The organism is Nitrospira calida, assembly GCF_976986435.1.
Window position 1 is genome coordinate 1,187,759 of the sequence record NZ_OZ335950.1, and the last position, 24,712, is coordinate 1,212,470.

A 24,712-nucleotide genomic window follows, 5' to 3' on the forward strand; every position below is an offset into this window, starting at 1 on the left:
GGCCCTTCCTCCGGGACACCCGTTGCACTTCGTTGCAACGGGCCGATGAAACGGGTGAGGGGGAGGGATGGGGAGGGGAAAGCTGCTCGCGGTTCGCTATTGGCTGCTGGCTATTTGCAACTTGCAAGGCAGCAGGACATTTCGAAAGGAGAATCCGTGATGGAGCGACCATCTCGCGTCTTGCGGCGGGTGTCGCTCGGCGTGGCGTGCGCGTTTTTCCTGTCCGGGTGTTCGACGACGCTGGTGCGGGACGACGTGAAGCGGACGACGGTCGCAGAGGCGCATTGCTCTGGAGGCGAATGGGTGGACGACTCGTCGATCGCCGTCCTACCTGTGCCGGTGGCGGCTTTTTTCGTGCCGCATGTGGATCTCAACGAGATCAAGGGCGCGGAATATCTCAATCGTTGCGGTGAGCCGGGTCGCGTCATCAACCGCAATGTCACTGTGACCAGAACTGCCTGCATCCCGGCCGGGCTGACCCGCATCATCACGTTGGGGGTCTGGCAGTGGTGTCCGGCCTATGTGTCCTGGGCGGCGGACGTCAAGGCGGCGGGCAGTGCATCAGGTGACAGGCCTCCGGCGATGAGGGAAGGAGGAAGCCTATGAAGACGTTAGGGGCAGCACCGGCTGTTTGGCTGGCTGCGCTTGTGCTATTGGTTTGCGGAATGTTGCCTGACCGCGGTCTCGGGCAATCACTGGATGAAGCGACGATCCGTGGCGCGCTGCCCCGAACGCCGAGCGGCGCGGTGGACTTGGCACAAGTGCGAGAGGTCGTGGCCGGTCGATTCGCCCAGGGCGCCAGAGCAGTCCAGTTCCGCGACTTCACGCTCGACGTGGAAGAGAGCCGGAGTTTGCTTCTGAGTGTCGAGCGCAACCAGAACCTGCTGGCTCACGTCGGTGCCGCGTTGCCGGCTGACGGGGTGGAGCGGACCGTGACGTTTCGCGGCGTGGTCGACGGCCAGCAGGTAGAAGCTCGGGTGCAGCGCCAGGAAGACGGGACGTTGCGCGCGCGGATCGAGGGTGTCCATGTCGGAACACTGAGCGACGCCGACCGTGAGCAACTGGTCCAGCGCTTGAGTCAGCAAACGGGATTCGAGCGGGTCCGCCTCGAAGGGTTTGACGGCGGCGGCAACCGTGTCCGGACGGAATTCCGCGTGGACAGCGGTCTCGTAAGAAACGAAGTGAAGAGTGAAGGCCGTGGCCGGCCGGATGGCGGGTCGGTGCGGACAGATGGGCGGCAAGCGGAGAGGCGGGACGATCGCCGGTTGGATCGCCAGATGGACCGGCGCGACGAACGAATCGTTGAGCGGCACGAAGACCGGCGAATCGATCGTCAAGGCGATGGACGGGTTGAGCGCATCGAGCGAAACCAGCGGGTCGAACGGGTTGAGCGGGTCGAACGGATCGAGCGATCGGATAGGTCGGGGCGGACCGAGCGCCCCGAACGTCCGGACCGGTCCGGTCGCTAAAAGCCATTGGCTCAGGACCGCTCGCGTTGTACTCTGTGTGGGAGCTCCACAGTTCGGTGCATTGCTCGCACAGGTGTGTGAATGACAGAGGAGGTGCGGAATGACAATGACGATGACGCGGTTGTCGCTTTTGCTCGGGTTGGTCCTGGCGGCCGTCTGCGCCGCCGGGCAGGTTTTCGCTCAGTCCGATGCCGACGAAGTGCGGATGCAGGCCATGCAACGGGAAGCAGAGGAAGATGCGGCCAAGCGGGGGCAACAGGCGCAGGCTGAGCTGCTGGCCAGGCAGTTCCAACTGCCTGTCGGCGAGATCGAGAAGTTACGGAGCGCGGGGCAGGGATGGGGAGAGATTACCATCCGGCTGGCGTTGGCGGACAAATTGGTGAAAACCGATCCGGCGAACTTCCCGACGCTCAACGATGCGCTGGAGCGGATTGCGACCCTGCGGAACGACGGCGGGGGGTGGGGCAAGATCGCCAAAGAGCTGGGCTTCAAGCTCGGGCCGGTCGTCAGCGAGGTGAGGCATTCGTTGAATGACTTGAGACGGGATCTGCGGGCCGGTCAGGCGGGAGTTGACATGAAGCGCGAGGCACGGGCGGAGCGGGTCGAGCGGCTGCAGCGCCCGGAGCGGCCGGAACGCCCCCAGCGACCCGAGCGTCCGGAACGGCCGGAAAAGCCGGAACGGGGCAATCGATAACCCAAAGGAGGAAGTATGGGAACGAGAACCCTCTTTGTCACCCTCTGTCTGATCATGGCGCTCTTGATCTCGAGCAGGGTAAGCTTGGCCCAGGCTCCGGAAGCGCCGACCATTCCACCGGGTGATACCGAGCGAAGCAATCGGAGCGGGCTGCGAGGGCTGGACCGCGCGGACCAGGCGGCAGGCGAGGCGGGTCAACACGGCCGCGACATTGCGCGCGAGAATGTGCTCAGAGGAGGAGACAGGCCGGAGCGGTTCAATCGCCCGGAGCGCGGGCCACGACCGGAGCGGCCGCAGCTTCCCGATCGGGCGGATCGGCCGGAACGGCCTGGTCGCTAGTCAGGGGGAATGTCGATCCGGGTGAGAGTCAATTCGTAAGGAGAGGCAGCGAGACGGTCGAGGCGGCGGCGGGTGAGGTCCCGGCGCCGCCTCGTTGTGTCCTGCGACGGGAGTCGAAGTGTGCACGAGGAAAAGAACGATGTCGGGCAGAGGAGTCAGATGCATGGCCGCCATGGCGGGAGTGCTCGTCATGCTGGCCGATGCGGTCACGGGCGTCGCCGCCGAACAGAAGAACGACCAGCGGGCGCCGAATTGGCAGGTCAGTTTCTCGCCGACTTATTCGAGCGGCAAATACGGCACGGATACGACGACCGACATCGCCTATCTCCCGCTGTCGATTCGGCGGCTCTTTGACGACGGCGATCTTACCCTGACGGTTCCCTACATTTGCATCAGCAGCACCGGCGCGGTGACATTGCTCAGCGGGGTGCCCAACCGGGTGAGCCGCAGCGGAAGCAGCGGGTCAGGGAGCAGTGGAAGCGGATCCAGCGGAGGCTCTGGTTCCGGCAGCGGATCTGGCAATAGCGGCAGGGGACGGGGAGGTGATGACAAAAGTCCCGGCAATGTGGCGCCCACCGCTTCCACGGACTGTGGGATCGGCGATCTGATTCTCCGCGGCCGCTATTACCTGGTGGATGAGCGGGATTGGATTCCCACGATCGCGGTGACGGGACGGATCAAGTTTCCCACCGCGGACGAACATCGAGGCCTGGGCACCGGCGAGTTCGATGAAAGCTTCGGCGTCGAAATGAGCAAGACACTGGTCGGCAACTGGCTGGGGTTCCTGGATTTCGGGTACACCTTTATCGGCGATCCCCCGGGGGTGGACCTGCGCAACCAGTGGTACTACGATTTCGGCGTCGGATACAACGCCACCAAGACTCTCTTACTCAGCGCATACTACGAGGAATATCGGGCGTTGATTCCGACCCTCTCCAACCCGCGTGACCTCCTCTTCGCCTTGAACTACAAGGCCACGTCCGCGCTTCGGTTCAACGCCTCGCTGCTCGTCGGGCTCTCCGACGGGGCGCCGGCCTATGGGCTCACCGGCGGAATCGCTTGGCGGTTTTAAGCCGTGCGATTCTCCGCGAGGTTGTGCGGAACGGCTTCCTGTTTCCGGTTCGGGAGAATCCTGTACAATCCGTTTACCGCAGCGGCTGAGCGCCGTCTAATCTCATTGGAGAAGACTCGGGCTTGCGGCGGCGCCCGCGGGCGGCCGGATGTGGATGGACCGATGGGAGCAGGTAGAACGGCCCCCGATGAACACGACCTGCTGGCCCGCAGCCTTCGCCGGGACCCGGACGCGTTCGGGCAACTGGTGGAGCGGTACGCCTCCTCCATCGTCAGCCTGGCCTATCGGATGGTGGGAGAACGAGCTGACGCCGAGGATGTGGCGCAAGAAACGTTTCTCGCCGCCTTCAAGGCGTTGCCCACGTTCCGAGCGGATGCGAGATTTTCGACGTGGCTGTATCGGATCGCGATGAACAAGTGCAAAGACTGGCTTCGCACGCACCGAGCGGGACAGGGGGCTGCCGAGTCGGAGGCCGAAGCAGCTTGGGCGGAACTGGCGGTGGATCAGGCCACTCCGGAACGGACACTGACGCAAAGGCAGATCGCCGATCATCTGGAGCGCGCTATTCAGAAGCTGCCGCCTCTCTATCGAGAGGCGTTCGTGCTCAAGCATGTCGAAGGGCTCGACTACGAAGAGATGGAACAGATCATCGGCGTGAATCGCGATACCCTGAAGATGCGGGTCTATAAGGCTCGAACTCAACTCTGCCGGATGCTGGGCGCGCTGCAAGAAACCAGATGATGTGCGGGAGAAACAGGAATGGATGAAGCCGAATTGTTGCTCCAACGGTTCGTGGACAACGACCTGACGCCGGACGAGCGCATCCGTTTGTTGACCGCGCTTGATCAAGATGCGACCTTGCGGCGGCGCCTGCTGGAAATCGAGCGGCTCGTCTCGGAGGCCGGACGGCTGCCGCGATTGGCGCCGTCGAGCCGATTTGTCGCACAGGTTCGAGCCTGCTTACGCGAGACCAACGCGACCAGATGGAGCCGAATCAAGAACTGGTTCCTCACGCCGCGCGTGCTGCACTGGAGTCCTGCCGGGGCGCTGGCTATCGCGGTTATCGCACTGGCGGTGATGAGCGGAGTTTCCCGTATCGCGATCGATCGTTCCGCGCCGCCCGCAGCGCCCCCGGCCGCAACCGAACCGACCGTGCTGGTGCGGTTGGTGTTGCTGAAGCCCCAGGCTCGTTCGGTCGCGGTGGCGGGCGACTTCAACGGGTGGAATCCGGAGCGGACGCCGCTTTCCCGCGTCGATGGCGGCGTCTGGGCTGCGACGATCCCACTCAAGCCGGGTCGCTATCATTATATGTACGTGGTGGACGGCACACAGTGGGTCACGGACCCCTTCGCGCACGAGGAAAGTCTGGACGGATTCGGATCAAGCAACGCGGTGCTGGACGTCGAGCTGCCGTTGTAAGCCGGCGCCCCCGATGCTTGCGCCGCTCTCAGCGGCTGCGCTACCCTCTCGCCGAGCATGCGTTCGGGGACAGGGATGGCGCATCAGTTTCGAGCACTCGGCCTAGCGTTTGCACTAGGGCTGGTTCTGACGGCCTGCGCCGCGCCGGTGTCGCAACAGCAGCGGGTGGGGGGCGAGGGCGTCCGGTTCACGGTCGTGGCGCCATCGGCGCGTTCGGTCGCGGTGGCGGGCGACTTCAACGGGTGGTCGCCAACAACCCATCCGCTGAAGCCTGCCGGGTGCGACGGAGTGTGGAGTGGGGTCGTAGCGATTCCGGAGGGCGAGTATCGATTCATGTACGTCATCGACGGCAAGCGGTGGCTCACGCCGCCGGAGGCGGAGGACTTCGTGCGGGATGGATTCGGGAACCTCAATGGCGTGCTGGTGGTGCCGTAAGCCAATGGCAATGGAAGGAAATCGGCCCATCGTGTCGTCCTCGATGCGAGCGCGGCTCGCCCGTCTGGTTGCGGTAGCCGGACTATGGCTGGGTGGCGCTGGGGTGGCTTTCGGGCAGGCGGTCTTGCCGCAAGACCTGGACGATATCACCCGTCTGAGCGCAGCGCAGGGCCGTTCTGCCGAAGAGATCAAGCCGCTGATCGAGCTGGCGAACAAAGCCGGCGAGCGTGGCCTCCCATCCGGACCACTCGTGAACAAGATCAAAGAAGGCTTGGCGAAGGGCATCGAGCCTGTGCGGATCGAACCGGTGCTCCGCGAGATGGCCGGCCGGTTGGAGACGGCACAGGAGACCTTGAAAGAGCTGAGCGGGCGAGGGTTGGTCGATGCGGGAAGCGGCGGACGCCAACGGGCAGTCGAAGTGCTGGCCGAGGCGTTGGCGCGCGGCGTGGCGCCCGACGAGGTGCGCGAGATCGGACGACTGGCGCAGGAAAGCAAACCGCGCCTGACGCCGGAAGCGCTCGCGTCCGGCGCAAAAAGCCTGGCGGTCATGAAAGAGGGCGGGGTTCCTTCGCGTGATGGGTTGTCCCTCGTCACTGAAGCGCTGCGGCAAGGGTTTCGCCCCTCGGAACTGGCTGACCTGAGCCGCGAGCTCAAACGGCGCGGGCGCGAGGGGAGAATTCCGCTCCAAGCCGTGCAAGACGCGGTCAAACGCGGCGACCGACCGGATCGAATCTTCCGTGAGGACCGGCGGGGATCGGGCGCAGGCAGCGACCGACTGGACCGCAGCGGGCGCGGAGAACGACTCCGAGAAGACCGCGGTTCTCGCACCGACGGCCGGCCGGAACGGCTGGAACATCTCGAACGACCCGAGCGGCCCGACCGCCCCGACCGCTCCGGCAGCGGGCGCTAGAGTTCCTGAAGGCGAAGTTTAACGAAATTGATAACACTGCCAAATTTGCGTCTCACAGGCACGCGGGTCCCGCAAGATTTGGCGGCCCCAGAAAGTCAACACTGTCCAGCCGATAGCTTGCAGCGAATTTCGCTTCCGAGCATCGCTTTCCAGGGCCTCTCGGTTCCCATGATAGGCAAAGCCGTCGCAATAGATGGCGATCCGGCGATCGGGGTAGGCAAAATCGGGAACGGTGAGTCGCTTCCCATCGCGGTTGAGGACCTCGAATTGAGGCACAGGCTCGGGAAGTCGCCCGCCGTCACGGATCGCCTGAAGCAAGGCCTGCTCGATGGCGGTATTCGATGTTGGTTGCGTCTGTCGCTCGGCAGTGAGGCGATGCAGCCAATCAGCCGATGACGCTCTGGCGTCTCCTGATCGGCCGGAATGCGGCTCGGCGATCGGCTGAACGACGCTCAACTGAAAGAGCACGCTGCGGACCAGCTCTTTGTTCAGCAGGGCATGGTCGAACTGGTTGCGGGCCGTTTTCAGGCAGCGATAACACGCCCGCTCACAATCATGGTTGAATAGGCGGTCATAAGCGGCGTGGGCCCACGCAGGAAGATGTTGCGCGAGCTGTTCCAGATAGCCGGCGCCGCCGGGAGCGGTTTCATAGAACACCAAGGTCCAGCCCCCTGCCCCATCCGGATGCTGGAAATAGGCGATTTCGTCTTGCTCGATCTCAAGCCGCTCTTGCGCCCCGACCACCAGCGCCTTGCCGAGTGTGCGGCAGAACGCCTCGGCGTCATCGTGGCTCGTCGGAGCGAGCCCCGGCGCAAGCGGGACGATCAACACGTCGGCGGAGAATTCATAGCCGAGGATGAACGGTCTCGGCTCCCCGCTGCAGAAACCACGATGATTCTCATCCCAGCGCGCCAGTCTGTTCTCGGTCAACCCGGGGGACCGGTGGCGGCCGCAGAGCGGACATAATTCGAATGGCTCGCCGTGATCGCGCTCCCGCCTCTGCCTGCCCCAGTTCGTGACCAAGAGGTTGGCATGGTGGCGGAATTCGAGCGTCACGAATTCATAGGGATACATCTGCGCCTGTCCATCGGCGGCATCCATTAAATGTTCCTGCCGCTTGAAGGTGAGGCGCTGCCGGCTGTCCTCGGCCGAGGTAATCTGTGTGTGTTCCTCCGCCTCGAATGAATCGATCAGCGCAACCTCGGCCTGACGAGCAATCCGGTTCCCACAGCGCGGACAGTGGTTCACGACCTCTTTGGCCGCAAAGCCACACTGCTCGCAGAAACAGAACCGCTCCACACGACCAGTCTGATCGGCGCCGCGCTCGCTGGGGCCGGAACGCCGACCGCCGTCGAAAAAGGCTCGGATGCTCTTCAATTTGTGCCCGTTGGCATAGACCATGTTGCCCGGCGCGAATTCGAACAGCGCGATCCAGGCGGGTCTTCGCAGCGTCGGCGTGTCGCCCACGCCCGGATCAAGCGAGAACGTATCGGTCGGGAATTGGTAGGAAGGCAGCACGCCTTCTTCCGCGAAATACGAGAGCACGAAGGCCTTTTCACGATCGGTCGTTAACTCCCGATAGGCACGCTCGCGGGCTCGTCGCTTCTGTTCCGACTCACGGGTCGAGACGATGCGGGCATATTCGTGGAATTCGCGGTGTAGCCGTTTCACCTGCTCATGCCATCTCACCACCGTTTGTTCGAACTCGTCCGGGAAGTCATTCACAACCTCAGTGACGCGTTCCTTGTTGCCGAACACATCGATCGCCTTGGCGACAATGTCAGCGCGCTGCGCACGGAGCCTGTCGAGGAGGTGGGCATATCGATCGCGCTTGAGTACCGCCGGGTTCTGGATGTCTGCCAGCAGGTCGCCCATGAGCCAGGAAAAGTCCTCGTTGAGTTCCTCCAGTGCAAAGGAGCGCACATGCCGGGCGAGAATCTTGTCGTTTGCCATCCGGACCACCGGCGGCTTGAACTCGCCGCGGACCAGCCAGGCCGGGTCCTCGAAGCAATGCCGGTCGTGCGGCCCGGTGCCACAGAAGGTGGTCACGAACCCGATACGAAGCCGCCGGCCTGCACGGCCTGCGCGTTGCACGTAGTTGGCCGGCGTATGCGGTGCATTGCGTAGCAGGACACTGTAAAGGGAGCCAACGTCCACGCCGAGTTCCAAGGTTGGGCTGCACACCAGCACCTCCAGCTTGCCATCCTTGAACTCCTGCTCGCGCCTGGCCCGGGTGTCCTGGTCAATCTGGGCGGTATGCTCCAGCGCGCGCAGGCGTCGCGGACGGTCGGCGGTGTAGAGTTGCACATAATAGTTCTCTCGGTCCGCCGTGCTTGGGAGAAGGTCCTTGCCCTCTCCGGAGCATGCAGTTGAAGCTAAACAGACATCGGCCAGATAGGGACGCCAGATCGAGCATTTCCGGCACCGCCACCCGCGCTCGGCAGGCACGAGTCGCACGACACGTTTGGCGAGCTGCAAAGGTCGCTGCCCATGAAGATGCCGTCTTACGGCTTCGGGCACGACCGGCGGGGACTCCAGTATGTCGTATTCGCGCAGGAACTCAACCACTCGCCTGATCCACTCGTCGCCGATCGTGGCGCCGAGTCCTGCCTTGTCGCACACGAGCTTGGCAACGCCTCCTGCCGCGCCACGTTCTGTATCTTTGACCAGCGGTTCGAGTTTGATGCCGGAGACCGATCGGCTACGCAGCGCCTCGGGCCGGTCCAGCATGAAGAACACGGCTCCGCGTTCGTGCTCGGCGACCGACAGGCTGTAGGGATCGGCCGTCAGCCAGCTCCAGGGTGTTTTCTTCGGATCGAGAAACGATTGATAGAAATCGAAGGACACCGCGCGTTTCCGGCGCACGAAATCGAGCATCGCACGCACGAGTATCGCTCCCTTGGCAGGATCGAGGCCGGCGCGTCGGCAACAGTCGGCGAAACGCGAGTCCGCAATGAGCCTGTCCAGAAATTCATACTGCACCTCGACCAGCGCCAGATTCTCCAGTGTGATGCGCTGATGGGACGCGCGGCAGAATTCTCCGGCGATCTCATATTCCAGCGTGCGGCGCCAATTGGCTTCTTCGTCGCGGGTCAGGGTCCGCTTCACCAAGCCGATGGCCTGGAACATTTCGCGCACGCGGTTTGGCAAATCTTGGAGGGCGATGCCGGCGGGCCCGGCTTCCCGTACCGCCGCCTCGATCGCATGCCGTAACGCAAACTGGCGGTGCCGGTCGCTCATGTACCCGGCCTGGTGCGCTGCATCCTGCCGGTTGTCGGCAAAGATCAGAAGTTTCCGCTCGTCGTTCGGAACCTTGTCGAGATGATGGGTGCCCAGCACCGACACGCTGGAAGCCACGCCGGTGCGTAACAGGGTCAGCACATCGCCGCGGGAATAGCGGCTGTTGCACACCGGACAGGTCGAACCCCGTCCGCGCAGGACATATTGTGTGCTCAGATTCTCCTTGGGCACACCAGCGGGCTCGGTCGGAAAGACGGTCCCGTGCACATGGTCCACAAAGAATTGGTTGAGCCTCTTCTCGGCCGCGGTCTGTTGGCGGTGGCGCGGGCGGGGCGCCTCATCTTCCGGCTCGTCACCCTTCGCATCATCCTCCGAATCAGTCCGTTCGCCGACGAGGAAGGGGGTAATGAAGGCCGTCTCCTCGTCACTCAAGAACTCGTCATTGGCGATCGTCTGTTCTGGGTGATCGGGGTCGAACCGGACCTTCACGAAGTCCTGCCCGCAGGTCCGGCACAGCACGGCCGGCCGGACCGCGCTGCCACAAGAGCGACAGCGATCAGACCCCTCGGTGGCCAACGTGCGACAGGCCGGATTCATGCAGAGCCCGACATCGTACACACCATGAAAGAAGGTATGAAGCTTGGGGCGGAGGAGTGGCGGGTGATCATCGTCCCCGTAACTGCCAAGCAGGAGATAGGCTTCGATCAGGCGCATCAGCGCCTCCCGCGAAAGCTGGCCGAGCTGAGGCCATGCCTCACGGAGGGCATCGGCCAGTTCATCGACCGTTCGTGGGACTGCGGCTGCCGACAGGAGGGTCGAGACCACACGGTTGCCGGCCAAGAGTGCCTGGAGTTGCTCGTGGGTCGAACCAGAGGCCGGTGCCTGGCGTCCGCAGAGCCGTTCCGCAAGCCTGAGCAACTCCGTTTCGTCGGCCTGAGACAGCCCTCGCACCTCCTCGTCAGATAATTCGACAGCCGGTGGCTCGTATGGCTGTCCAAATACTGGGATGTCGCGATAGCGTTCGCCGATGATGTCGCGACGCTCGAAGGGCTCATCGAAGAGGTCGGTGGCAAACCGGGCCAGCGCCGCATCGCCCCCCGCATCCTGCGAAACCGTGGCCGAGGTGCCGATCGCGCGCAGGTCCCCTCGTTTGAGGCCACAGCGCGCCTTGAGCCGGCGCAACAGACAGGCAATTTCCGTTGCCAGTGCCCCTCGGTAGCTGTGAATCTCATCGAGCACCACATAGCGCAGTGACGGCGTGAACAGCGACCGGTCAGCCTTGCGAACGAGTAGAAATTCGAGCTGCTTATAGTTCGTCAGCAGGATGTCCGGGGGATTGCGCCTGATCTCCTCGCGCCGCGTGAGTTCATGCCCAGCAAGCGGTTCGCCGAGCGCCGAGGTCACAGTCTCGCTGTCACCGGTATAGAGGGCAAAGGTGATGCCCGTGTGTGAATCGCGAAGCAAGTTGCGCAGGCGCAGCAATTGATCGTTCGCCAGCGCGTTCATGGGATAGAGCAGGATCGCCTTCGTGCCTCGAAGGCCCTTGTCCTTGAGACGGAGCACACCGGATAGCACGGACAGCAGAAAGGCCTCTGTCTTTCCACTCCCGGTACTGGTCTTGACGACGACGTTTCGTCCCGCCTCGACCGCGCGGAAGGCATCTTCCTGATGGGCGTACAACGGCGACGGACCGAACGGCCAGTGGAAGCGGGCCAAGTCGGGATGGCCGCAACCGGCATCGAGCAGGTCTTTCAACCAACGGCCTTCCGCGAAGTCACGAGCGAGGGTGACATACGGTCCTTTGACCAAGACCTCGGCGCGGTTCACATGCTCTTCGAACTGACTGCGCAGGTGCGGATCGGCGAGCCGGTACGAGCTTTTGATGAAGCTCCGGTACTGGTCGATCAGATGCCGGACACTCTCGATGACGGAGAAGCGGGTCATGCCAAGCCTCGGTCGAGCAGGGCGGCCGTTCGCCATTTGGAAAGTTGCTTTGAACGGAACTGTCTGTTGAGATTCTTGGCAGAGGAGCGGGCGGCACAGGCCTCCAAGAGCTGTTCGAGGGAGACCAGTCGGTCTTCCCACCCCAGCCGCACGGCGATGCGTACGGCAGCGGCATCGGCACTGCAGGCGAGCCACGTATCGGCTCTGCCGAGGGCGTGAGCCCATAAATGACGTTCGCCAGGATCGAGCAACGCGGAATCCGGATCAGCCAGGGTAAGGCGGGCCAAGGCTTCATCGCTCACAAGATGCACGACCAGGCGGTTTTGCAGATCCTTCTCCTGAACGCTGATATAGCCTGGTCGGTAGGCATATCCGGTTTGTGTCTCTTCCCGGCACTTCTCCACCGTTTCCAGGCGAAAAAAGCCGGTGAGCGTTGCCCAGCAGTGGATCCGTATCGCCTCGATGATGATGTTGGTATCCACGAGAACGACCTGGTTACGCTCCACGGCTGAGTCCCCCTACAGGTCGAAGGGGACAGGATAGCCGTAAGCCTGGAAGAGATCAGCGAGATCGTGAAGAGTCATGTCGAGCAACGAAGCCGAACGCCGAACCGAAATGGCCCCTCTCAGAACAGCGTCGTGCAGACACTGGATAAACTCAACGGAGAAGAGCTTGGGAACGGGCTGCTCGCTCCTCGGGCGCCCATTGGCAACGAGTCTGATGTCGTGAATGTCGTGGAGGTCGGCTTTCGCGAGCCAGCCGAGCTGGACCAATCGCCACTTCAACGCCACAGCCGTCACGAGCAATTCGGTCGCTGTGGCATTGAGCCAGTTGTGAATGTCGTCCTGCCCTCGCGCCTGCCAGCGTGGCGCAAGCGTGCGTTCCGGCATCAGCAGCGCGGAGGCGAAGTTATCGGCCAGTTGCTCGACGCGCCGGCCCTTGCCACCGCGCGGGATCTCCCCTTCATAGTGCTCCGGCGGCATTTGTTCCCAGGTGAGCAAGTGAAAGACCTCATGGGCGAGATCGTAATGCCGGCGGCCTTCCGGTTCGCGGCGATTAATGAGAATGGTGGAGATCTCCGGCAACAGGCATGCGGCGCCGGAGACGGCGTCCGGGGCCTCCACGTACAGGACAAGGGTACCGATCCGTTCCCGCAGACGGGTTTCAAGATGGAGAGCCGGGATCTCGCCCAAGTCCCACTCTCGCCCAAGCGCCTCAGCCGCGGTGCGTGCCTCCTCATAGGTGCTCTGTTCTGTCAGCGGCAGACGCGGCTTTAAGGCACTGGCGGTTTCTCGCTTGCAGAAGTACCGGTAGGTCGCAATCCATCGCCCGGCCTTGTCCTCGAACGCCTGTAAGAACGACGGATCAGAGTCCTTCCGTACTCGCCAGTTGAAACGTCCTTCACCGACGAGTCGCAGGGGGTCGGTGAAGTAGTCCACATCCACCCCCAACACCTGCATCGCGCGGACCAGTTCCTCAGCGCTGAGCTTGCGCTGTCCGGCCTCGATCGCCGCCACCGTCTGGCGGTCCTTGAAGCCGAGCTTCTGGGAAAGCTGGGCCTGCGTGAGGCCAAGCTTTTCACGGGCGTATTTCAGTCGTTTCGCAATGAGTTCAGTCATCGGTACCCACGGGCATTCTTCAAACACTTCTTAGTCTAGCGTTGCATAGAATAGAATGCAAGACTATATTGCACTAGTAATAATTTATAAATCATAATGTGATTTGAAATAGATAAAACATGGAGATTGTTTGATTATGTCGAACAATCGCCATATGATTTCTACGCTCTGTCGGGGTGCTACAGGAATCTAGAGGTTAAGAGTGTCGCGAGGCAATCCAATTCACTCCGGCTCCGGAGTCGAACTCGTTAGAAGATTGGCCGTCGAGGGCGACCGGATCTTCACCTTCGCAAGGGCGCGCGAGCTGGCTCCGGGTGTCCGCCTGTCAAACGGTTACCTGCGCCAGGCCTTGCACCATCTAACCAAGATGGGCTGGATCGTCCGCCTGCGCAAGGGGCTCTATGCCATCTCCTCCTCGGTCCCCGGCGTCTCACCGGCTCATGAGTTCGAGATTGCCATGGCCCTGGCCGAGCCGGCTGCGATCTCGCACTGGTCCGCCCTGCACCACCATGGCCTAACGGAGCAAGTGCCGAGGAAGGTGTTCGTCCTTACGACCACCGCAGCTTCGGTCCCCCGTGTTCGTGGCAGCATGGCGGCGAAGGGTTCCCAGGGCTATCCTATCGGCGGCACCACCTATCAGTTCATCCAAGTCAAGCCTGAGCGGTTCTTCGGAACAGAACGCGTGTGGATCGGCGAAGCTCGCGTGACGATCACCGATCCCGAACGGACGCTGCTCGATGGACTGTCCATGCCGCACTACTGCGGCGACGTTGCCGAAGTGCTGCACGCGTTCCAAGTGCGTGGCGTGGATCTGAACCTCGAACGGATCATCGAGTATGCGCTCAAGCTGGATGCGGCGACAGCCAAGCGCCTGGGCTGGGTGCTCGAGCGCCAAGGCGTCGAGCCGGCCAAGCTCGAGCGTCTGGCTCTCCTGCCGATCAAGGGGTACCGCGTGCTCGATCCGACCGGTCCGCGCAAGGGACCCTGCAATCGGCGCTGGATGATCCAAGAGAATCTTTCCGGAACGGTCCAGGCATGAAGCCCCTCCGCACACGCCTGGAAGACGCCCGCCACCGTCTCGGCCTGCCGTGGGAGGTGCTCGAACGCGACTATCTCTTGTCCTGGGTGCTGGCCGGACTCGCCCAGGTGGACTCGCTCCGGGACACCCTCGTCTTTAAGGGCGGGACGGCGCTCAGAAAGTGCTACTTCGGCGACTATCGCTTCTCGGAGGATCTGGATTTCTCCGGGTTGGATGGCGTACCGACCGGAGAGGCCCTGGAGCGCGCGGTCCGGGACGCGTGCGGCGCGACCTATCGTGATGAAGGCTGTCGCGTGATTACCATCGGTTCCCTGTCCAGGGAAGCAGGAGCGGCACACGCTCACACGCAACAGCAGGATACTACACCTCTTGTGCGAACCCATTTCTTTGGTTGTCCATGCAGACAAACCGCTTGCTTTGACTTGCTTTGGGGGACGGCGCGACACAAGGTACAGATCCGCTGCCCCGGGGTAGCCAAGTAGGATGGCCCAGGACGTCCACGGAAGCGCCCGTCGCTGCGCACCCAAGTAAGAGTCTTTGCCATCGACCCAGCAGTGTTTTGAATGTGTGCGTAGGCGTCCTTGTTCGCTTCTGACCCGTGGTGAGGAGCCGTTATGATCGATCCAGTCAGCACAGGCAACTGTACACCCTTGAGATCGGAATCGGCGGTGAACAGCACACCAGGGAGAGAACCAGCCGGACAAGCCCAGAATACGAGGCTCTCACGGTTCGAGGTGGTCAGCGCAAGAAACGCAAGAACTTGGTTGATCGGAACCGGCTGTACATAGGCCACTTCTCTTGCGTTCAAAGGACGAAGCCATCTCGAGCCACTTAATGAACATGCCTCGCCATATTCGAACCACCTCACCGCGATGCCCCGGTGAAAGGCGGCCAGCGCGATCTTTCGAATGCGGTCTGCCGCGTCCAGAGCGCCAGCCAGCAAAACCGCCGCCTTCTCATCCAAATCAAGCCAACAATGCCGGCAGATGATCCCTCTCGGGTCTTTCCAGCACAGGAGCAAGAGCCCCCCAAGAGACGACGGCTCCTCTATCACGCGCTCTATTTCATCAACCACATCCTGCGGCCAGCCATTTCCTGGTACGTCACTGGCAGGTTCGGTACGTCTTGAGTTCCGCCCCTCCTCGGAACCTGGTTGCTCCTGTGTAAGGGAATCTCCATATACCTCGATCAGCGGCCGATGTTCGGGTGAATCACCTTCACTGTGGCGCAGCTCTCCAACAAAACTACCAGCTTCTCGGACTTGGGTAATCAGAGCGTCAATCACTTCGGGCGAGGGATTCAACGCATACCGCAATACGCTAATCCATCGTCCGGGCAACCATAACTCCCGGCAACCCAAGCCACTTTGCAAAAAACCCAGGATTCCGTTTGCGTGGTCCGCATCGTTGTGTGTGCAAATGAGGATATCAACCTCGTCACGGCTTGTGGTCCGCTGAAACAGGTCTGCGAAACCGTCAATGGACCTTCCGCCATCTACCAGCACCGTCCCTTCAGGTGTTTCCAGAAAGAACGCATCCCCTTGTCCCACCGGTATCGCGATGAATTGAGCACTCATTCCCGCCTGAGACATGTTACGAACCTTTGCCCAGAAACCCAATCTTCCGCAGTCCTACGAGTGTGCTTGCAATCAAGTCCACGCTGAACTCCTCGCGTTGGAGTTTGTGCTGCCACTCTGAAACATCCGCGAGGTATCCCCACACATGTTCGGGGGTGACTGCCTGGCCGAGTCGCTCAAGCTCTCGCGCAGCCATGTCCACCGTGGTCCAACGACTCAGCGTTCCATCCTGGTAGGTCCTGAACTGCTCGATCACAGCCGACGCCTGAGCGAAGTTCAGATATCGCCGGGCGTACCGCAACGCCACATTGATCTTCGGTCCCGGCTCGAAGTGGCTTTCATCCACAGCCGTGAGCCACCGCTGCTGACGGACAGCAATGTCCTCAGGCCCTTTGTATCGCAGGCTGGGATCATAGGGGCCAGCCGCCTGTTTGAGATAGTTATGGAACAGCCCGAGTTGCACGGCCCGCTCGATGAGATAAATGATCTTGCCGGCTCGGAAGCGGCTGACTGGACGGCCCTGACCGTAAAGCTGCTGGACGACCCAGGCGAGAATGGCTGCCTGCTGGAATTGAGACGGCGCCTTTCGCGGGCCGGGTTTGGAAACCGTGGTTGATCGGCTTTGTTCGACCGACTTCGCCATTGCCAGTTGAACATGAGGAACTGAAACGGCGTGGAGGGTTGAGGATGTCTCCGCGCGCGATGACTCTTGCTTCCACTCGTCGACCCGCTCCTTCAGGTAGGCGTAAAACCCCGGGCGTTTGCGGGCGAAGATGGGGAAGGTGGCGAGGATGCGGGCCAAGTCGTCGGCGGTGAGGCCGTGAGCGTGGACACTGGCCGGGTGGATGGCAGCCACAGGAGGAGAGACATCACATCTCGTGTCTTCTGCGGGGAGGGAAAAAGTTTTTCTAAAGCTCAGGAAACGGCGAGCCGGGTCTTCAGCGTTTGCTTGCATGAAGGACGGTCAGCCCGACCACCTCGTCGCCTTCGTAGCGGATGATCACATCCTCGTCGGTTAACTCGCTGTCGGTGGCGTGGCTCGGCTTTTTGAAGTTGATGTACAGCGTGTCGGCCTCGTCGTCATAGGAGACCCACATATAGCCTTGGGGAGCCTTTTTCACCATCGGCACAAGCTTTAAATATTCCTGGACTTCAGCTAGGGCCATAGCTGTTTCCTCCTGTTCAACGAGGCAGCCCTTCGGGTGACAAACGCCGTAATGATGAAGCCATCGGTCTCCAATTCACGATACACCACAACCAGAAATTTGCCAACCGCAAGCTCTCGGACAGCCAGGAGTTCCCCTTCACCGCCTTGAAGGATACGACCAGGCTCGGCGACAGCTTCAAGCACCTCCAGCCGCATCCCTGCGAGCTCGGCATGCTCTTCAGTGATGTGCACCCACCGCTCATCGGTCAGCCGGATCGCCTTGTTGTTCTTCGAGGTGACAGTGGACGTCATGCTTCCGCGCCCTCTTGCTTTCGCCCTGCCCGGTCCTTGATGGGGTCGCTCATGTCAGCCCCGGTCTTTGCTAAAGGGATAAGATCAGGTCTGCACCAACTGCAGGGCCTTCACGATGTTGGACTTGCCCGCGTTGTTTTCGCCGACGAGCACCACCGGCTGGTCTTGTGGAAACGCGATGTGACCGGGCTGCCGATCGAACGATACCCTTCGATTGTTAACCGAGTGATGCGGGCCATCGCTTCCTGTCCTTGTGTGGAAAGCCTCCTCTACGAGTTCTGAGCAGTCTCCGGCCCCTTCCCATAGGGGGTCACGTCTTCCGCCGCCTGGGGGAATGAAATCTCGGCGCCTTGGCTGGCATAGCGCCGACGGCCGCTGGGACCCGACTCCTCTTTCCACTCCTTTACGCGTGCGAGCAGATAGGCATAGAACGCCGGGCGTTTGCGGGCGAAGACGGGGAAGGTCGAGAGGATGTGTTCAAGATCCTCGGCGGTGAGGCCATAGGCCTGGGCCACGGCCCGGTTGGCCTTCCAGACGGCGGCGAAATACCGGTCATCCCGCTCAGGCGGCTCAGTCCCGCCCGCCGAGACAGTCTCGATGACGGGGATCGCCTGGCAGTCGGCCACCGGCGGGACAGCAACGCGAGATAGGAAAGCTGCGCTCAAGTGCGTACCCGCTGTGCGTAGACGGGTGAGAAAGTCGAAAGCGAAGCTGTTCAGAACTGAGGTCGCCATGCCTGTTTCTCCCGCTCCAATTTCCAAAGTCGTAAGCGTATGACCCGCGCACGACCGCTCCGGCAGCACTGCCGCGATGCAGGTGCGCAAGTCGGTGTTGCGAGCGATGTCGCGGAAGACGAGCTTGGGCTCGGCGCTCGGCGGGTTACCTTTCTTCTCGGCGGCTTCGAGGCTCACCCACCGTTCAATCGGCTTGATATCCACCAGGAACTGTTCGATGTGCTTGCCTTCATACAGCGGCCAGAAGCCTTTGGCCGCCATGGCGGCCCGCACCTCGGCGAAGGGGATGGACCGATCCGTCGGCCAGTCGAGGCCGCAGACCTCGCGCGGCGAGTAGAGCCTGCCGTCGCGCTTGGTCCACAGGTCGCGGTCGTTGGTCATGTTGAATTCTTGATAGAATCGCACGTTCCACGCGCCGGGTCCCTTGTCGCCGAGCAGGGGGCGTGGCGTCTGGCCGGGCAAGAGTCCGTACATCGTGAGGACGAGGTCTCGGTCGCGCTCGGCACGGTATTCGAGAAAGGCTAGGGTGCCGGGGGAAAGTCGCTCGAGTTCCGAGCGGCGGATCAGCACCTCCACACCGGCCGGCGGACCGGACTCCAGCTCGTCCAGCTCGTGCCGCATGAAGGTGGCGCGGAACTCGGCGTCACCGGTTGGCGCCTGTTTCTTCGCCACCAGGCAGACGAATTTGTAGCTCGAATGGATGTTGAAAATCTTCTTCCGGTTCTCAAAGCCGTAGAACCGTTCAACCTGCATCTCATCAAGCAGGAGATGCCGCAAGCCGGTACAGCCTTCGTTGTTATAGAGGGCGCTCGGCACCAGATAGCCCAGCCGCCCGCCGGGCTTGAGGACTTGATAGGCGCGTTCAAGGAAAAACTTGAAGAGGTCTTGGTGACCTCCTGTAGTACGTCCATTAATGTCCCATTCCGCACAACGGTAGTCACCGCCTGCCTTGAGACATTGGGCAAGTGTTTTTAGTCGCTCCGCGTAGCGGTCGAATTCGGCTGCGAGATACGGCTGCACGCGGTGAAGTTCCCGGATACGGGCATCGAGTTCACCGCCGGTGTAGGCCCGGATCAGCACATCGGCCCGGCCATAGAATTCTTTCCGATCCGGCAGCACCTTTTCCCACGGCGGATTGCCCAGCACACAGTCGAAGCCACCCCCTCCCTGGCCCTCCCCCGCGGCGAACACTTCGGGGAACTCCAGCTCCCAATGGAAGAACCGTTCACGCTCGCGGACGCGCTGGAAGTCGTCCCACCAGTCACAGGCTTTCGCGTCGGCCTCCAGGTCGGCGGACGACATGAGGGTGGGAAACGAGGCCCAAATGGCCGGCACGAAGGCCGCCGCCGAGCGGAGATCGAGCAACAGCCGCGCCGCCTTCGTGGCCTCCTCGGCCCGCCGCAGCCGGTCTTCTTTGTAGGCGAACTCCTCCGGCGTGTCGGCTCGGACCTCGGGCGGCAGCGGCGCGTCGATCAGTTTGCGCTCTTCGAGCGCGTCGGCGAGCCGCCTCTTGAGTTCGGCTTCAAAAAGGCCGAGCGTGCGACGGTCGGATGGCTTGCCGAGCTTTGGATGCGGAGGCTGGTCGAAATTGACCAGGGAACTGCCGAGCAGCGAGTTGCCGCAACGGATGTGGTGGGCGAAGAACGAAAGGGGCCGGTCCCCGGCGAGTGATTCGATCCAGAGGGCCACCTGCGCCAGTTGCACCGCGGCGGGGTTGAGGTCCACCCCGTAGAGACAGTGTTCGACGATGCGTCGCTTGCACCAGGCCGGGCCTTCGTCCTCCCACCGGCGGCGCACCTCTGTAGAAAGTGTGCGGTCCGGATAGAAGGCCGGTGGGGGATCGCCCTGACCCTCGCGCCGGTAGGCCTCGAAGAGCCGCGCGCCGAGGAATCGCGCGGCCCCGACCAAGAAGTGGGCTGAGCCGCAGGCGAGATCCATCACGCGGAGCCGTTCGATCTCCGCCGCCGATTTGCCGGCTACCAGCGGCGTCAGTGCTTCGCGGACAAGATCGTCCACGATCGGGGTCGGCGTGTAGTAGGACCCGCTCGCCTTCCGCGCCGAGCCGGGCTTAAAGAAGAAGTCCCCGGCTTCGAGCCGGCGCAGGAGCCTGAGCGTCGCTCCGCGCGTGATGCCGGTGTCGGTCTCTTCTTCCGTGTCCTCGGCTTCTTCCTCGCCGGTCTCTTCTTCGATGTCCGCCTCGTCCTCGGTCTCGTTCTCATCGTCTGCTGCCGCCGCGTCGGGGGTTTCCGGATGGAGCCGTGCGGCCTCCGTGCCTTCGACGATGGCCACGTCGCCCTTCACGATCAGCGATTTGGTGTCCACCAGCCGAATGAGGTCGGCCGGTGCGAGCACGAACTCCCGCCCTTGCGTCCGGCACTCGATCATCGTGCCGCCGGCTTCGGCCGGCTCGTATTCCAACAGTCCTTGGTACACATTGCCGAGCTGTTCGATGTCGAGCTCGCGGAAGGACACCCGTTCGCGGCCCACGCCCCGGCGTGGCTTGGTGGTGGCCAGGGCCAACAGCACATGGGCGGTCGAGCGGTCATCGAGCCGGAGCCGGCGCAGCAGGCGGCCCTCAGGCGTCTCGTCGCTGAACAGATAGCCCCCGCGCGGCGGGATGTTCTCCAGCTCCGGCAGGTGCGGGGCGATGCCTTCGTTGAAGATGCGAAAGAGGGCGAGCAGGTGGGCCCACAGGCCTGAGCGGTTGGCAGGCCACGTGTCCACCGGCGCGCGCAGGAGCTTGGTGACGAGGGTGTCGAGCGAATAGTGGTGTTGGTAGAACCGATGTTGGATCAGCCGTTCATCGCGCGCCTCGGCGTAGAGGATGAAGAGGAGCCGGTAGAGCGCAAGAAATCCGGCGTCCCGCAGGGCTTGGAGCGAGGGCTGGACGGTGACGGTGTCCGGCCGCGATCGGACGTCGGCGAGAAGGCCACCGACAATCCGCTCGGCCGCGTCGAAGACCGCCTGTTTGAGGTCGCCCGAGACCTTGGCACTGTGACGGCGGCTGTCGGCTTCGAGCCGGTCGATCGGCCGTGCGCCGTCGTCGCCGCGCACGAACTGCTGCGCCGCCAGGAGCCGATGCAGCATGTGCAGCGAGTCGAGATCGTCCTGCTCAACGAGTGTGTCTAAACGCACATCGAGGGCCGCCCCGCGTGCGCCCGATCCGGGGCGCCGAATGAGCCGCAAGACCTCCGGCGTGAGCAGGAAGCCATAGTCCAGCTTCCAGTGATCCAGGGCCGATTCGAGGTTGCGCCGCGCCGCGGGGGTGTCGAGCGCGTCGGCTTCCGGGAGCAGATGAACGGCTGCGACGGGGCCGGCATCCGGTTCGTGTGTGGTTGCAAGCGGGCGCAGCCGTGGCTCGTCGGCGTGCTCGCGCAGGGCGAAGCCCAGCAGGTCTTCGAGCAACGGTCTGGCAAACCGTTCCCGAAAACGCGTGAGGTCGGGCGGGTCCGCGCCGTTGATCCCTTCCGTGAGTCGACGCAGACGATCGAGCAGTTTTCGAGCCTGGGCTGCCGTGAGTCGGGCACCGTCCCGGCTGCGGGCGGCGGCCAAGGTGCCGAGCCAGTAGTCGGAAAAGAAGCCGCGCCGATTGTGGATGGACTTAAGCGCCATGGCTATACCGGCGGAAACACCAACAGCACGCCGAGCGCCTGGGGTTCGGCCGGCTCGGGGACTGTTGCAAAGTCATCGATTTCTTTGAGCCGCTGCCGATAATGGGTCTCGACCGCTGCGCGGCGGGCTTGCCAATTGGTCGCGGTCTCGCGGAATAACTCCGTCTGTTGACGCGCCCCGGCTCGCTCGGCCTGCTCCTGTTCGTCGATCTCGGCGAGCCGGTCAGTTTTGTACCGCTCGGCTTCCTCCCGCAGCGCCTCTGCGAGTGTTACCCGTCTGGCTTGCTCCTGATCCAGAAGGTGGCGGAGATGGGTCCGGGCCTCCTCGGTCGCTTGGGCTTGAAGCGCGGCGAAGGTCGGGGCGAAGACCCGTTCGCAGTCGCTCCAGGGCACCTCGCCGGCCGGCGAGTCGTCGTGGTTGTCCAGCAGGGTCCGGGCAACAGCCTGATCGAGCACGTGGCCTGAGGCCGTGATAGGAATGCCGAAGACCGATCCTTTGGGGTGACGCTGCCGTTCATGAAAGGTGAACAGGACCAGAGGCTCTGTCGCAATCGGATGACGCCGGACTGCGATCCGCACGGCAAATCGGTTGCGTGCTGGTTCGAGAGTCAGCTCCTGCCAGGCATGGTAGGCGATGGCTTGCGCCAGCGGATGCAGTCGATGGATGAACTCGACCTGATCGGCTGGATACCTCACGGCGACGGAGCGACGGAAGGTGACGCAGTCGTAGCGGGGTGCCACTCCCGGTCCTTGCCAGTGCCGCGGCACATCAAGTTTCCACGTGTCGGGAATCGAGCCGGGACGGAGATGGGGGCGAAGCGCCTCGCACATCACTCGTTCGAAAAATCGGTCGTCTTCGATCAGAGGATCAGCCGAGACGGCGTCTGCATGTGGCAGACCGGATGCGTCGGGCGCCTTTCCCAGCAAGAGCGGCGCGATCTGGGCCCGGAATTCTTCCTGCCTCGTCTCGAAGAGGCGCATCAAGCGCTCGCCCTTCTGGTCGCCGTCTTGCGCGGATTCGATGCTCCCCAGCACGTCTTCGAGACGGCTGCCTTCCAGAATCCCCAGGATGTCTGGCGTGGAGACGTGATCGTCGTGCATGGTGGCAATGCGTTGGATGAGCCGATCCAGCACCCGGTCTTCCGGCGAGTCGGGGTAGAAGAGATACCGAATGATCGGCGATCTGGTCTGGCCATGGCGGTCAATCCGACCGTTTCGTTGCTCCAGTCGGTTGGGATTCCACGGCAGTTCGACATGGTAGAGCCGGCGACAGTGTTCGTGGAGGTTCAACCCTTCGCTGGCTGCATCGGTCGCTAGCAGGACGCGGCAAGTCGCCTCGTGAAACCGGGCAATCCGCTGCCGGCGCTGCCTGGCGCTCAGATCGCCGACCAGGACCGCGTAGGCGTTCTTCAAGTGTGGGTGCGTGTCGAAAGCCTTCTGAATGGCGTGCAGGGTGTCCCGGTACTCGGTGAAGACGATGGCCTTTTCGCCGGGAACCGAGAGCACGTCGCGCTCCAGGTCGGCAATGAGCGCCGTGATCTTGGGGTCCGGGCGGTCGGCCACACGGTCGAGCAGCTTCTGAATAGTCTTGAGTTGCCGCTTCTCTGCGTTGCGCCGGCGCGCATCCCGCGAGAGCGCTGTCCGCAGGACCCGTAGGGCTGTGCGCTCGGCCTGGCTCTCGGTCAGCGGCAGGTCACTCTGTAATTCGCGCAGCTCCGACCGTTTGGGCGGCTCTTCCGGTTGCCGGGCCGCGAGCGCCTTAAGCCGGTTTTCGATCGTCTGTGTGAGGGCGGCGCGGCTGGACAACATCCGTTTCTTCACGATCTGCATCGCGAAGGACACGAGATCGGCTTCGTCCGATCCCTCGGCGGACTTGATCGTTTTTGCGCAGTACTCCGTGACGAGGCGGAAGATCTCTCGTTCCTCGTCTGTCAGATTGCTCACCTCGATGCGGCCCACCGGCTGCCGCACGGGAAAGGCGGGTATGACCCTGCCGTCCGGACCGGTTTTGACGATTTGCGGCTTGAGCCGGCGGATCATGGTGCGCCCGACCCGCCGCTGCACGTCCTCGATGTGACCGTGGAGGGTGGCCTCGGCCGGCTCGACGAGTTCCAAGAGCGAGCGGAAACTGTGCCGATAGCCGTTGTGGGGCGTGGCCGTGAGCAAGATCAACGTGCGCGCGGCGGCACGGAGTTTGGGGCCCAGCCGCGTCCGCGCCGTCGCATAGGGATTCGCCGGGGTGCCGGACTCGGCCAGATAATGGGCCTCGTCCACCACAATCACGTCCCACGGATGGGCCAACGCTGCGGCGTGGACATCGCGACGCTTCAGATATTCGGTGGAGGTGATGACGCGATTGAAATAGGCCCAGGGCTGCAAGCCCTCCGACACCGCCGTCTGCGCGCGATCCAGCGCCGCCGAATTCTCGATGGGCTGGAACTCGAGCCCGAACTTCTCCCACATTTCATCCACCCACTGGGGAATCAACCCAGGCGGGACCACGAGGAGGATGCGTTTGCCGACGCCGCGCGCGATCAGTTCCAGCAGGCAGATGCCGGCCTCGATCGTCTTGCCCAAGCCGACATCGTCGGCGATCAGCAACCCCTGCCGTGGACCCGCGAGCAGCCGGGCGAGCGGCGCGAACTGGTAGGGTTCCGGCGAGATCCGGCCCGCCACGAAGGCTGCGTACTGCCCTTCCGGCGGCGTCTGGAGCCGCAGCGCGTCATGCAGCAGGCGCCAGTGGCTGAACGGCGTGAGCGAGCGGCGATCGAGCGCCGGCTCCGGTTCGACGAGCGGCTCGAATTCGTCCGGCGGGCAGAGTGCCTCGAGGGTCTCGCCGGTCACGGGGTCTTCCAGGCGGAGGGCGATACGGCCCCCGAGCGTCGCATTGTGTCGAACCAGCCACCGGGACCCGCGGAGCAGGACGGATTTCATGAAGACTCGATCATCGTTGTCCGATTGGGAGAGGCGACCAGGTTTCTTCCATCAACTCAATCTTAACCTTTTTTATGGATGTCGGAGAGAAACCATAGTGTAGACAAGCCGGGTATCCGAGTCCATATTGTGTCGACGAGGTCGGCCTTCTGCTTAGCCGATGCCACGGCGGAGTATCTCGGATGCTCGCGGGTGGACCGCTGTTCCTTGATTGGTGC

At 62.8% G+C, this 24,712-nt stretch carries 19 protein-coding genes and 1 pseudogene; 11 read left to right on the forward strand and 9 right to left on the reverse strand.

What is annotated here, in order from left to right:
• Positions 1-159: 159 nt before the first annotated feature.
• From ACWHTU_RS05865 to ACWHTU_RS05905, 9 genes are all read left to right on the forward strand, one after another.
• Positions 160-606: a hypothetical protein gene (locus ACWHTU_RS05865; protein WP_447862387.1), complete on the forward strand. Its 447-nt coding sequence runs from the start codon at positions 160-162 to the stop codon at positions 604-606.
• On the forward strand, positions 603-1,469 hold the full coding sequence (locus tag ACWHTU_RS05870) for a hypothetical protein (protein WP_447862389.1): 867 nt from the start codon (positions 603-605) through the stop codon (positions 1,467-1,469). The genes ACWHTU_RS05865 and ACWHTU_RS05870 overlap by 4 nt, the downstream gene beginning before the upstream one ends.
• A gap of 100 nt (positions 1,470-1,569) precedes the next feature.
• Positions 1,570-2,163, forward strand: coding sequence for a hypothetical protein (locus ACWHTU_RS05875; protein WP_447862390.1), 594 nt, complete (start codon positions 1,570-1,572; stop codon positions 2,161-2,163).
• A gap of 15 nt (positions 2,164-2,178) precedes the next feature.
• Positions 2,179-2,502 carry a hypothetical protein gene (locus tag ACWHTU_RS05880; RefSeq protein ID WP_447862392.1) on the forward strand — a complete coding sequence of 108 codons (324 nt, stop codon included), beginning with the start codon at positions 2,179-2,181 and terminating at the stop codon, positions 2,500-2,502.
• A gap of 163 nt (positions 2,503-2,665) precedes the next feature.
• Positions 2,666-3,574 carry a transporter gene (locus ACWHTU_RS05885; RefSeq protein WP_447862393.1) on the forward strand — a complete coding sequence of 303 codons (909 nt, stop codon included), beginning with the start codon at positions 2,666-2,668 and terminating at the stop codon, positions 3,572-3,574.
• A gap of 162 nt (positions 3,575-3,736) precedes the next feature.
• A complete protein-coding gene (locus ACWHTU_RS05890; protein ID WP_447862395.1) occupies positions 3,737-4,315 on the forward strand; it encodes an RNA polymerase sigma factor in 579 nt (192 codons plus the stop codon).
• Positions 4,316-4,333: 18 nt separating this feature from the next.
• The gene (locus tag ACWHTU_RS05895; RefSeq protein WP_447862397.1) at positions 4,334-4,993 is read left to right on the forward strand and encodes an isoamylase early set domain-containing protein; all 660 of its coding nucleotides are present in this window, start codon (positions 4,334-4,336) and stop codon (positions 4,991-4,993) included.
• 75 nt (positions 4,994-5,068) lie between these two features.
• Positions 5,069-5,428 (forward strand): isoamylase early set domain-containing protein, encoded by a 360-nt coding sequence (locus tag ACWHTU_RS05900; RefSeq protein ID WP_447862399.1) that lies wholly within the window; start codon positions 5,069-5,071, stop codon positions 5,426-5,428.
• 31 nt (positions 5,429-5,459) lie between these two features.
• Positions 5,460-6,338 (forward strand): hypothetical protein, encoded by an 879-nt coding sequence (locus ACWHTU_RS05905; protein WP_447862400.1) that lies wholly within the window; start codon positions 5,460-5,462, stop codon positions 6,336-6,338.
• Between the two features lie 18 nt (positions 6,339-6,356).
• Here the strand turns inward: ACWHTU_RS05905 and ACWHTU_RS05910 are convergent, their stop codons facing one another.
• From ACWHTU_RS05910 to ACWHTU_RS05920, 3 genes are read right to left on the reverse strand one after another with little or no spacing between them, the layout of a single operon-like run.
• Positions 6,357-11,522, reverse strand: a complete 5,166-nt coding sequence (locus ACWHTU_RS05910) for a DEAD/DEAH box helicase (protein WP_447862401.1) — start codon at positions 11,520-11,522, stop codon at positions 6,357-6,359.
• Complete coding sequence (locus tag ACWHTU_RS05915) at positions 11,519-12,028, reverse strand: hypothetical protein (protein WP_447862403.1); 510 nt, start codon at positions 12,026-12,028, stop codon at positions 11,519-11,521. Before ACWHTU_RS05915 ends, ACWHTU_RS05910 begins: the two co-directional genes overlap by 4 nt.
• Before the next feature lie 12 nt (positions 12,029-12,040).
• Positions 12,041-13,141 (reverse strand): helix-turn-helix domain-containing protein, encoded by a 1,101-nt coding sequence (locus ACWHTU_RS05920; protein WP_447862405.1) that lies wholly within the window; start codon positions 13,139-13,141, stop codon positions 12,041-12,043.
• Positions 13,142-13,343: 202 nt separating this feature from the next.
• On the opposite strand from ACWHTU_RS05920, the gene ACWHTU_RS05925 reads away from it, so the two are divergent.
• Positions 13,344-14,180 (forward strand): type IV toxin-antitoxin system AbiEi family antitoxin domain-containing protein, encoded by an 837-nt coding sequence (locus ACWHTU_RS05925; RefSeq protein ID WP_447862406.1) that lies wholly within the window; start codon positions 13,344-13,346, stop codon positions 14,178-14,180.
• A pseudogene (locus ACWHTU_RS05930) lies at positions 14,177-14,476 on the forward strand (nucleotidyl transferase AbiEii/AbiGii toxin family protein); the annotation flags it as partial. The gene ACWHTU_RS05925 and the pseudogene ACWHTU_RS05930, both read left to right, overlap by 4 nt.
• 44 nt (positions 14,477-14,520) lie before the next feature.
• On the opposite strand, the gene ACWHTU_RS05935 reads toward ACWHTU_RS05930, so the two are convergent.
• From ACWHTU_RS05935 to ACWHTU_RS05960, 6 genes are all read right to left on the reverse strand, one after another.
• Positions 14,521-15,771 (reverse strand): MBL fold metallo-hydrolase, encoded by a 1,251-nt coding sequence (locus ACWHTU_RS05935; protein WP_447862408.1) that lies wholly within the window; start codon positions 15,769-15,771, stop codon positions 14,521-14,523.
• Position 15,772: 1 nt separating this feature from the next.
• A complete protein-coding gene (locus ACWHTU_RS05940) occupies positions 15,773-16,612 on the reverse strand; it encodes a hypothetical protein (RefSeq protein ID WP_447862410.1) in 840 nt (279 codons plus the stop codon).
• 82 nt (positions 16,613-16,694) lie between these two features.
• Positions 16,695-16,922 carry a DUF2283 domain-containing protein gene (locus ACWHTU_RS05945; protein ID WP_447862411.1) on the reverse strand — a complete coding sequence of 76 codons (228 nt, stop codon included), beginning with the start codon at positions 16,920-16,922 and terminating at the stop codon, positions 16,695-16,697.
• Positions 16,913-17,215, reverse strand: coding sequence for a hypothetical protein (locus tag ACWHTU_RS05950; RefSeq protein ID WP_447862412.1), 303 nt, complete (start codon positions 17,213-17,215; stop codon positions 16,913-16,915). Before ACWHTU_RS05950 ends, ACWHTU_RS05945 begins: the two co-directional genes overlap by 10 nt.
• Positions 17,216-17,484: 269 nt before the next feature.
• Positions 17,485-21,561 (reverse strand): Eco57I restriction-modification methylase domain-containing protein, encoded by a 4,077-nt coding sequence (locus ACWHTU_RS05955; protein WP_447862414.1) that lies wholly within the window; start codon positions 21,559-21,561, stop codon positions 17,485-17,487.
• Positions 21,562-21,563: 2 nt separating this feature from the next.
• Positions 21,564-24,494 carry a helicase-related protein gene (locus ACWHTU_RS05960; RefSeq protein ID WP_447862415.1) on the reverse strand — a complete coding sequence of 977 codons (2,931 nt, stop codon included), beginning with the start codon at positions 24,492-24,494 and terminating at the stop codon, positions 21,564-21,566.
• Between the last annotated feature and the right edge of the window lie 218 nt (positions 24,495-24,712).

Coding starts and splice junctions, on each gene's coding strand:
- ACWHTU_RS05865 (WP_447862387.1), top strand. CDS start 160: ATGGAGCGACCATCTCGCGTCTTGCGGCGGGTGTCGCTCGGCGTGGCG.
- ACWHTU_RS05870 (WP_447862389.1), top strand. CDS start 603: ATGAAGACGTTAGGGGCAGCACCGGCTGTTTGGCTGGCTGCGCTTGTG.
- ACWHTU_RS05875 (WP_447862390.1), top strand. CDS start 1,570: ATGACAATGACGATGACGCGGTTGTCGCTTTTGCTCGGGTTGGTCCTG.
- ACWHTU_RS05880 (WP_447862392.1), top strand. CDS start 2,179: ATGGGAACGAGAACCCTCTTTGTCACCCTCTGTCTGATCATGGCGCTC.
- ACWHTU_RS05885 (WP_447862393.1), top strand. CDS start 2,666: ATGGCCGCCATGGCGGGAGTGCTCGTCATGCTGGCCGATGCGGTCACG.
- ACWHTU_RS05890 (WP_447862395.1), top strand. CDS start 3,737: ATGGGAGCAGGTAGAACGGCCCCCGATGAACACGACCTGCTGGCCCGC.
- ACWHTU_RS05895 (WP_447862397.1), top strand. CDS start 4,334: ATGGATGAAGCCGAATTGTTGCTCCAACGGTTCGTGGACAACGACCTG.
- ACWHTU_RS05900 (WP_447862399.1), top strand. CDS start 5,069: ATGGCGCATCAGTTTCGAGCACTCGGCCTAGCGTTTGCACTAGGGCTG.
- ACWHTU_RS05910 (WP_447862401.1), bottom strand. CDS start 11,522: ATGACCCGCTTCTCCGTCATCGAGAGTGTCCGGCATCTGATCGACCAG.
- ACWHTU_RS05920 (WP_447862405.1), bottom strand. CDS start 13,141: ATGACTGAACTCATTGCGAAACGACTGAAATACGCCCGTGAAAAGCTT.
- ACWHTU_RS05935 (WP_447862408.1), bottom strand. CDS start 15,771: ATGTCTCAGGCGGGAATGAGTGCTCAATTCATCGCGATACCGGTGGGA.
- ACWHTU_RS05945 (WP_447862411.1), bottom strand. CDS start 16,922: ATGGCCCTAGCTGAAGTCCAGGAATATTTAAAGCTTGTGCCGATGGTG.
- ACWHTU_RS05950 (WP_447862412.1), bottom strand. CDS start 17,215: ATGACGTCCACTGTCACCTCGAAGAACAACAAGGCGATCCGGCTGACC.
- ACWHTU_RS05955 (WP_447862414.1), bottom strand. CDS start 21,561: ATGGCGCTTAAGTCCATCCACAATCGGCGCGGCTTCTTTTCCGACTAC.
- ACWHTU_RS05960 (WP_447862415.1), bottom strand. CDS start 24,494: ATGAAATCCGTCCTGCTCCGCGGGTCCCGGTGGCTGGTTCGACACAAT.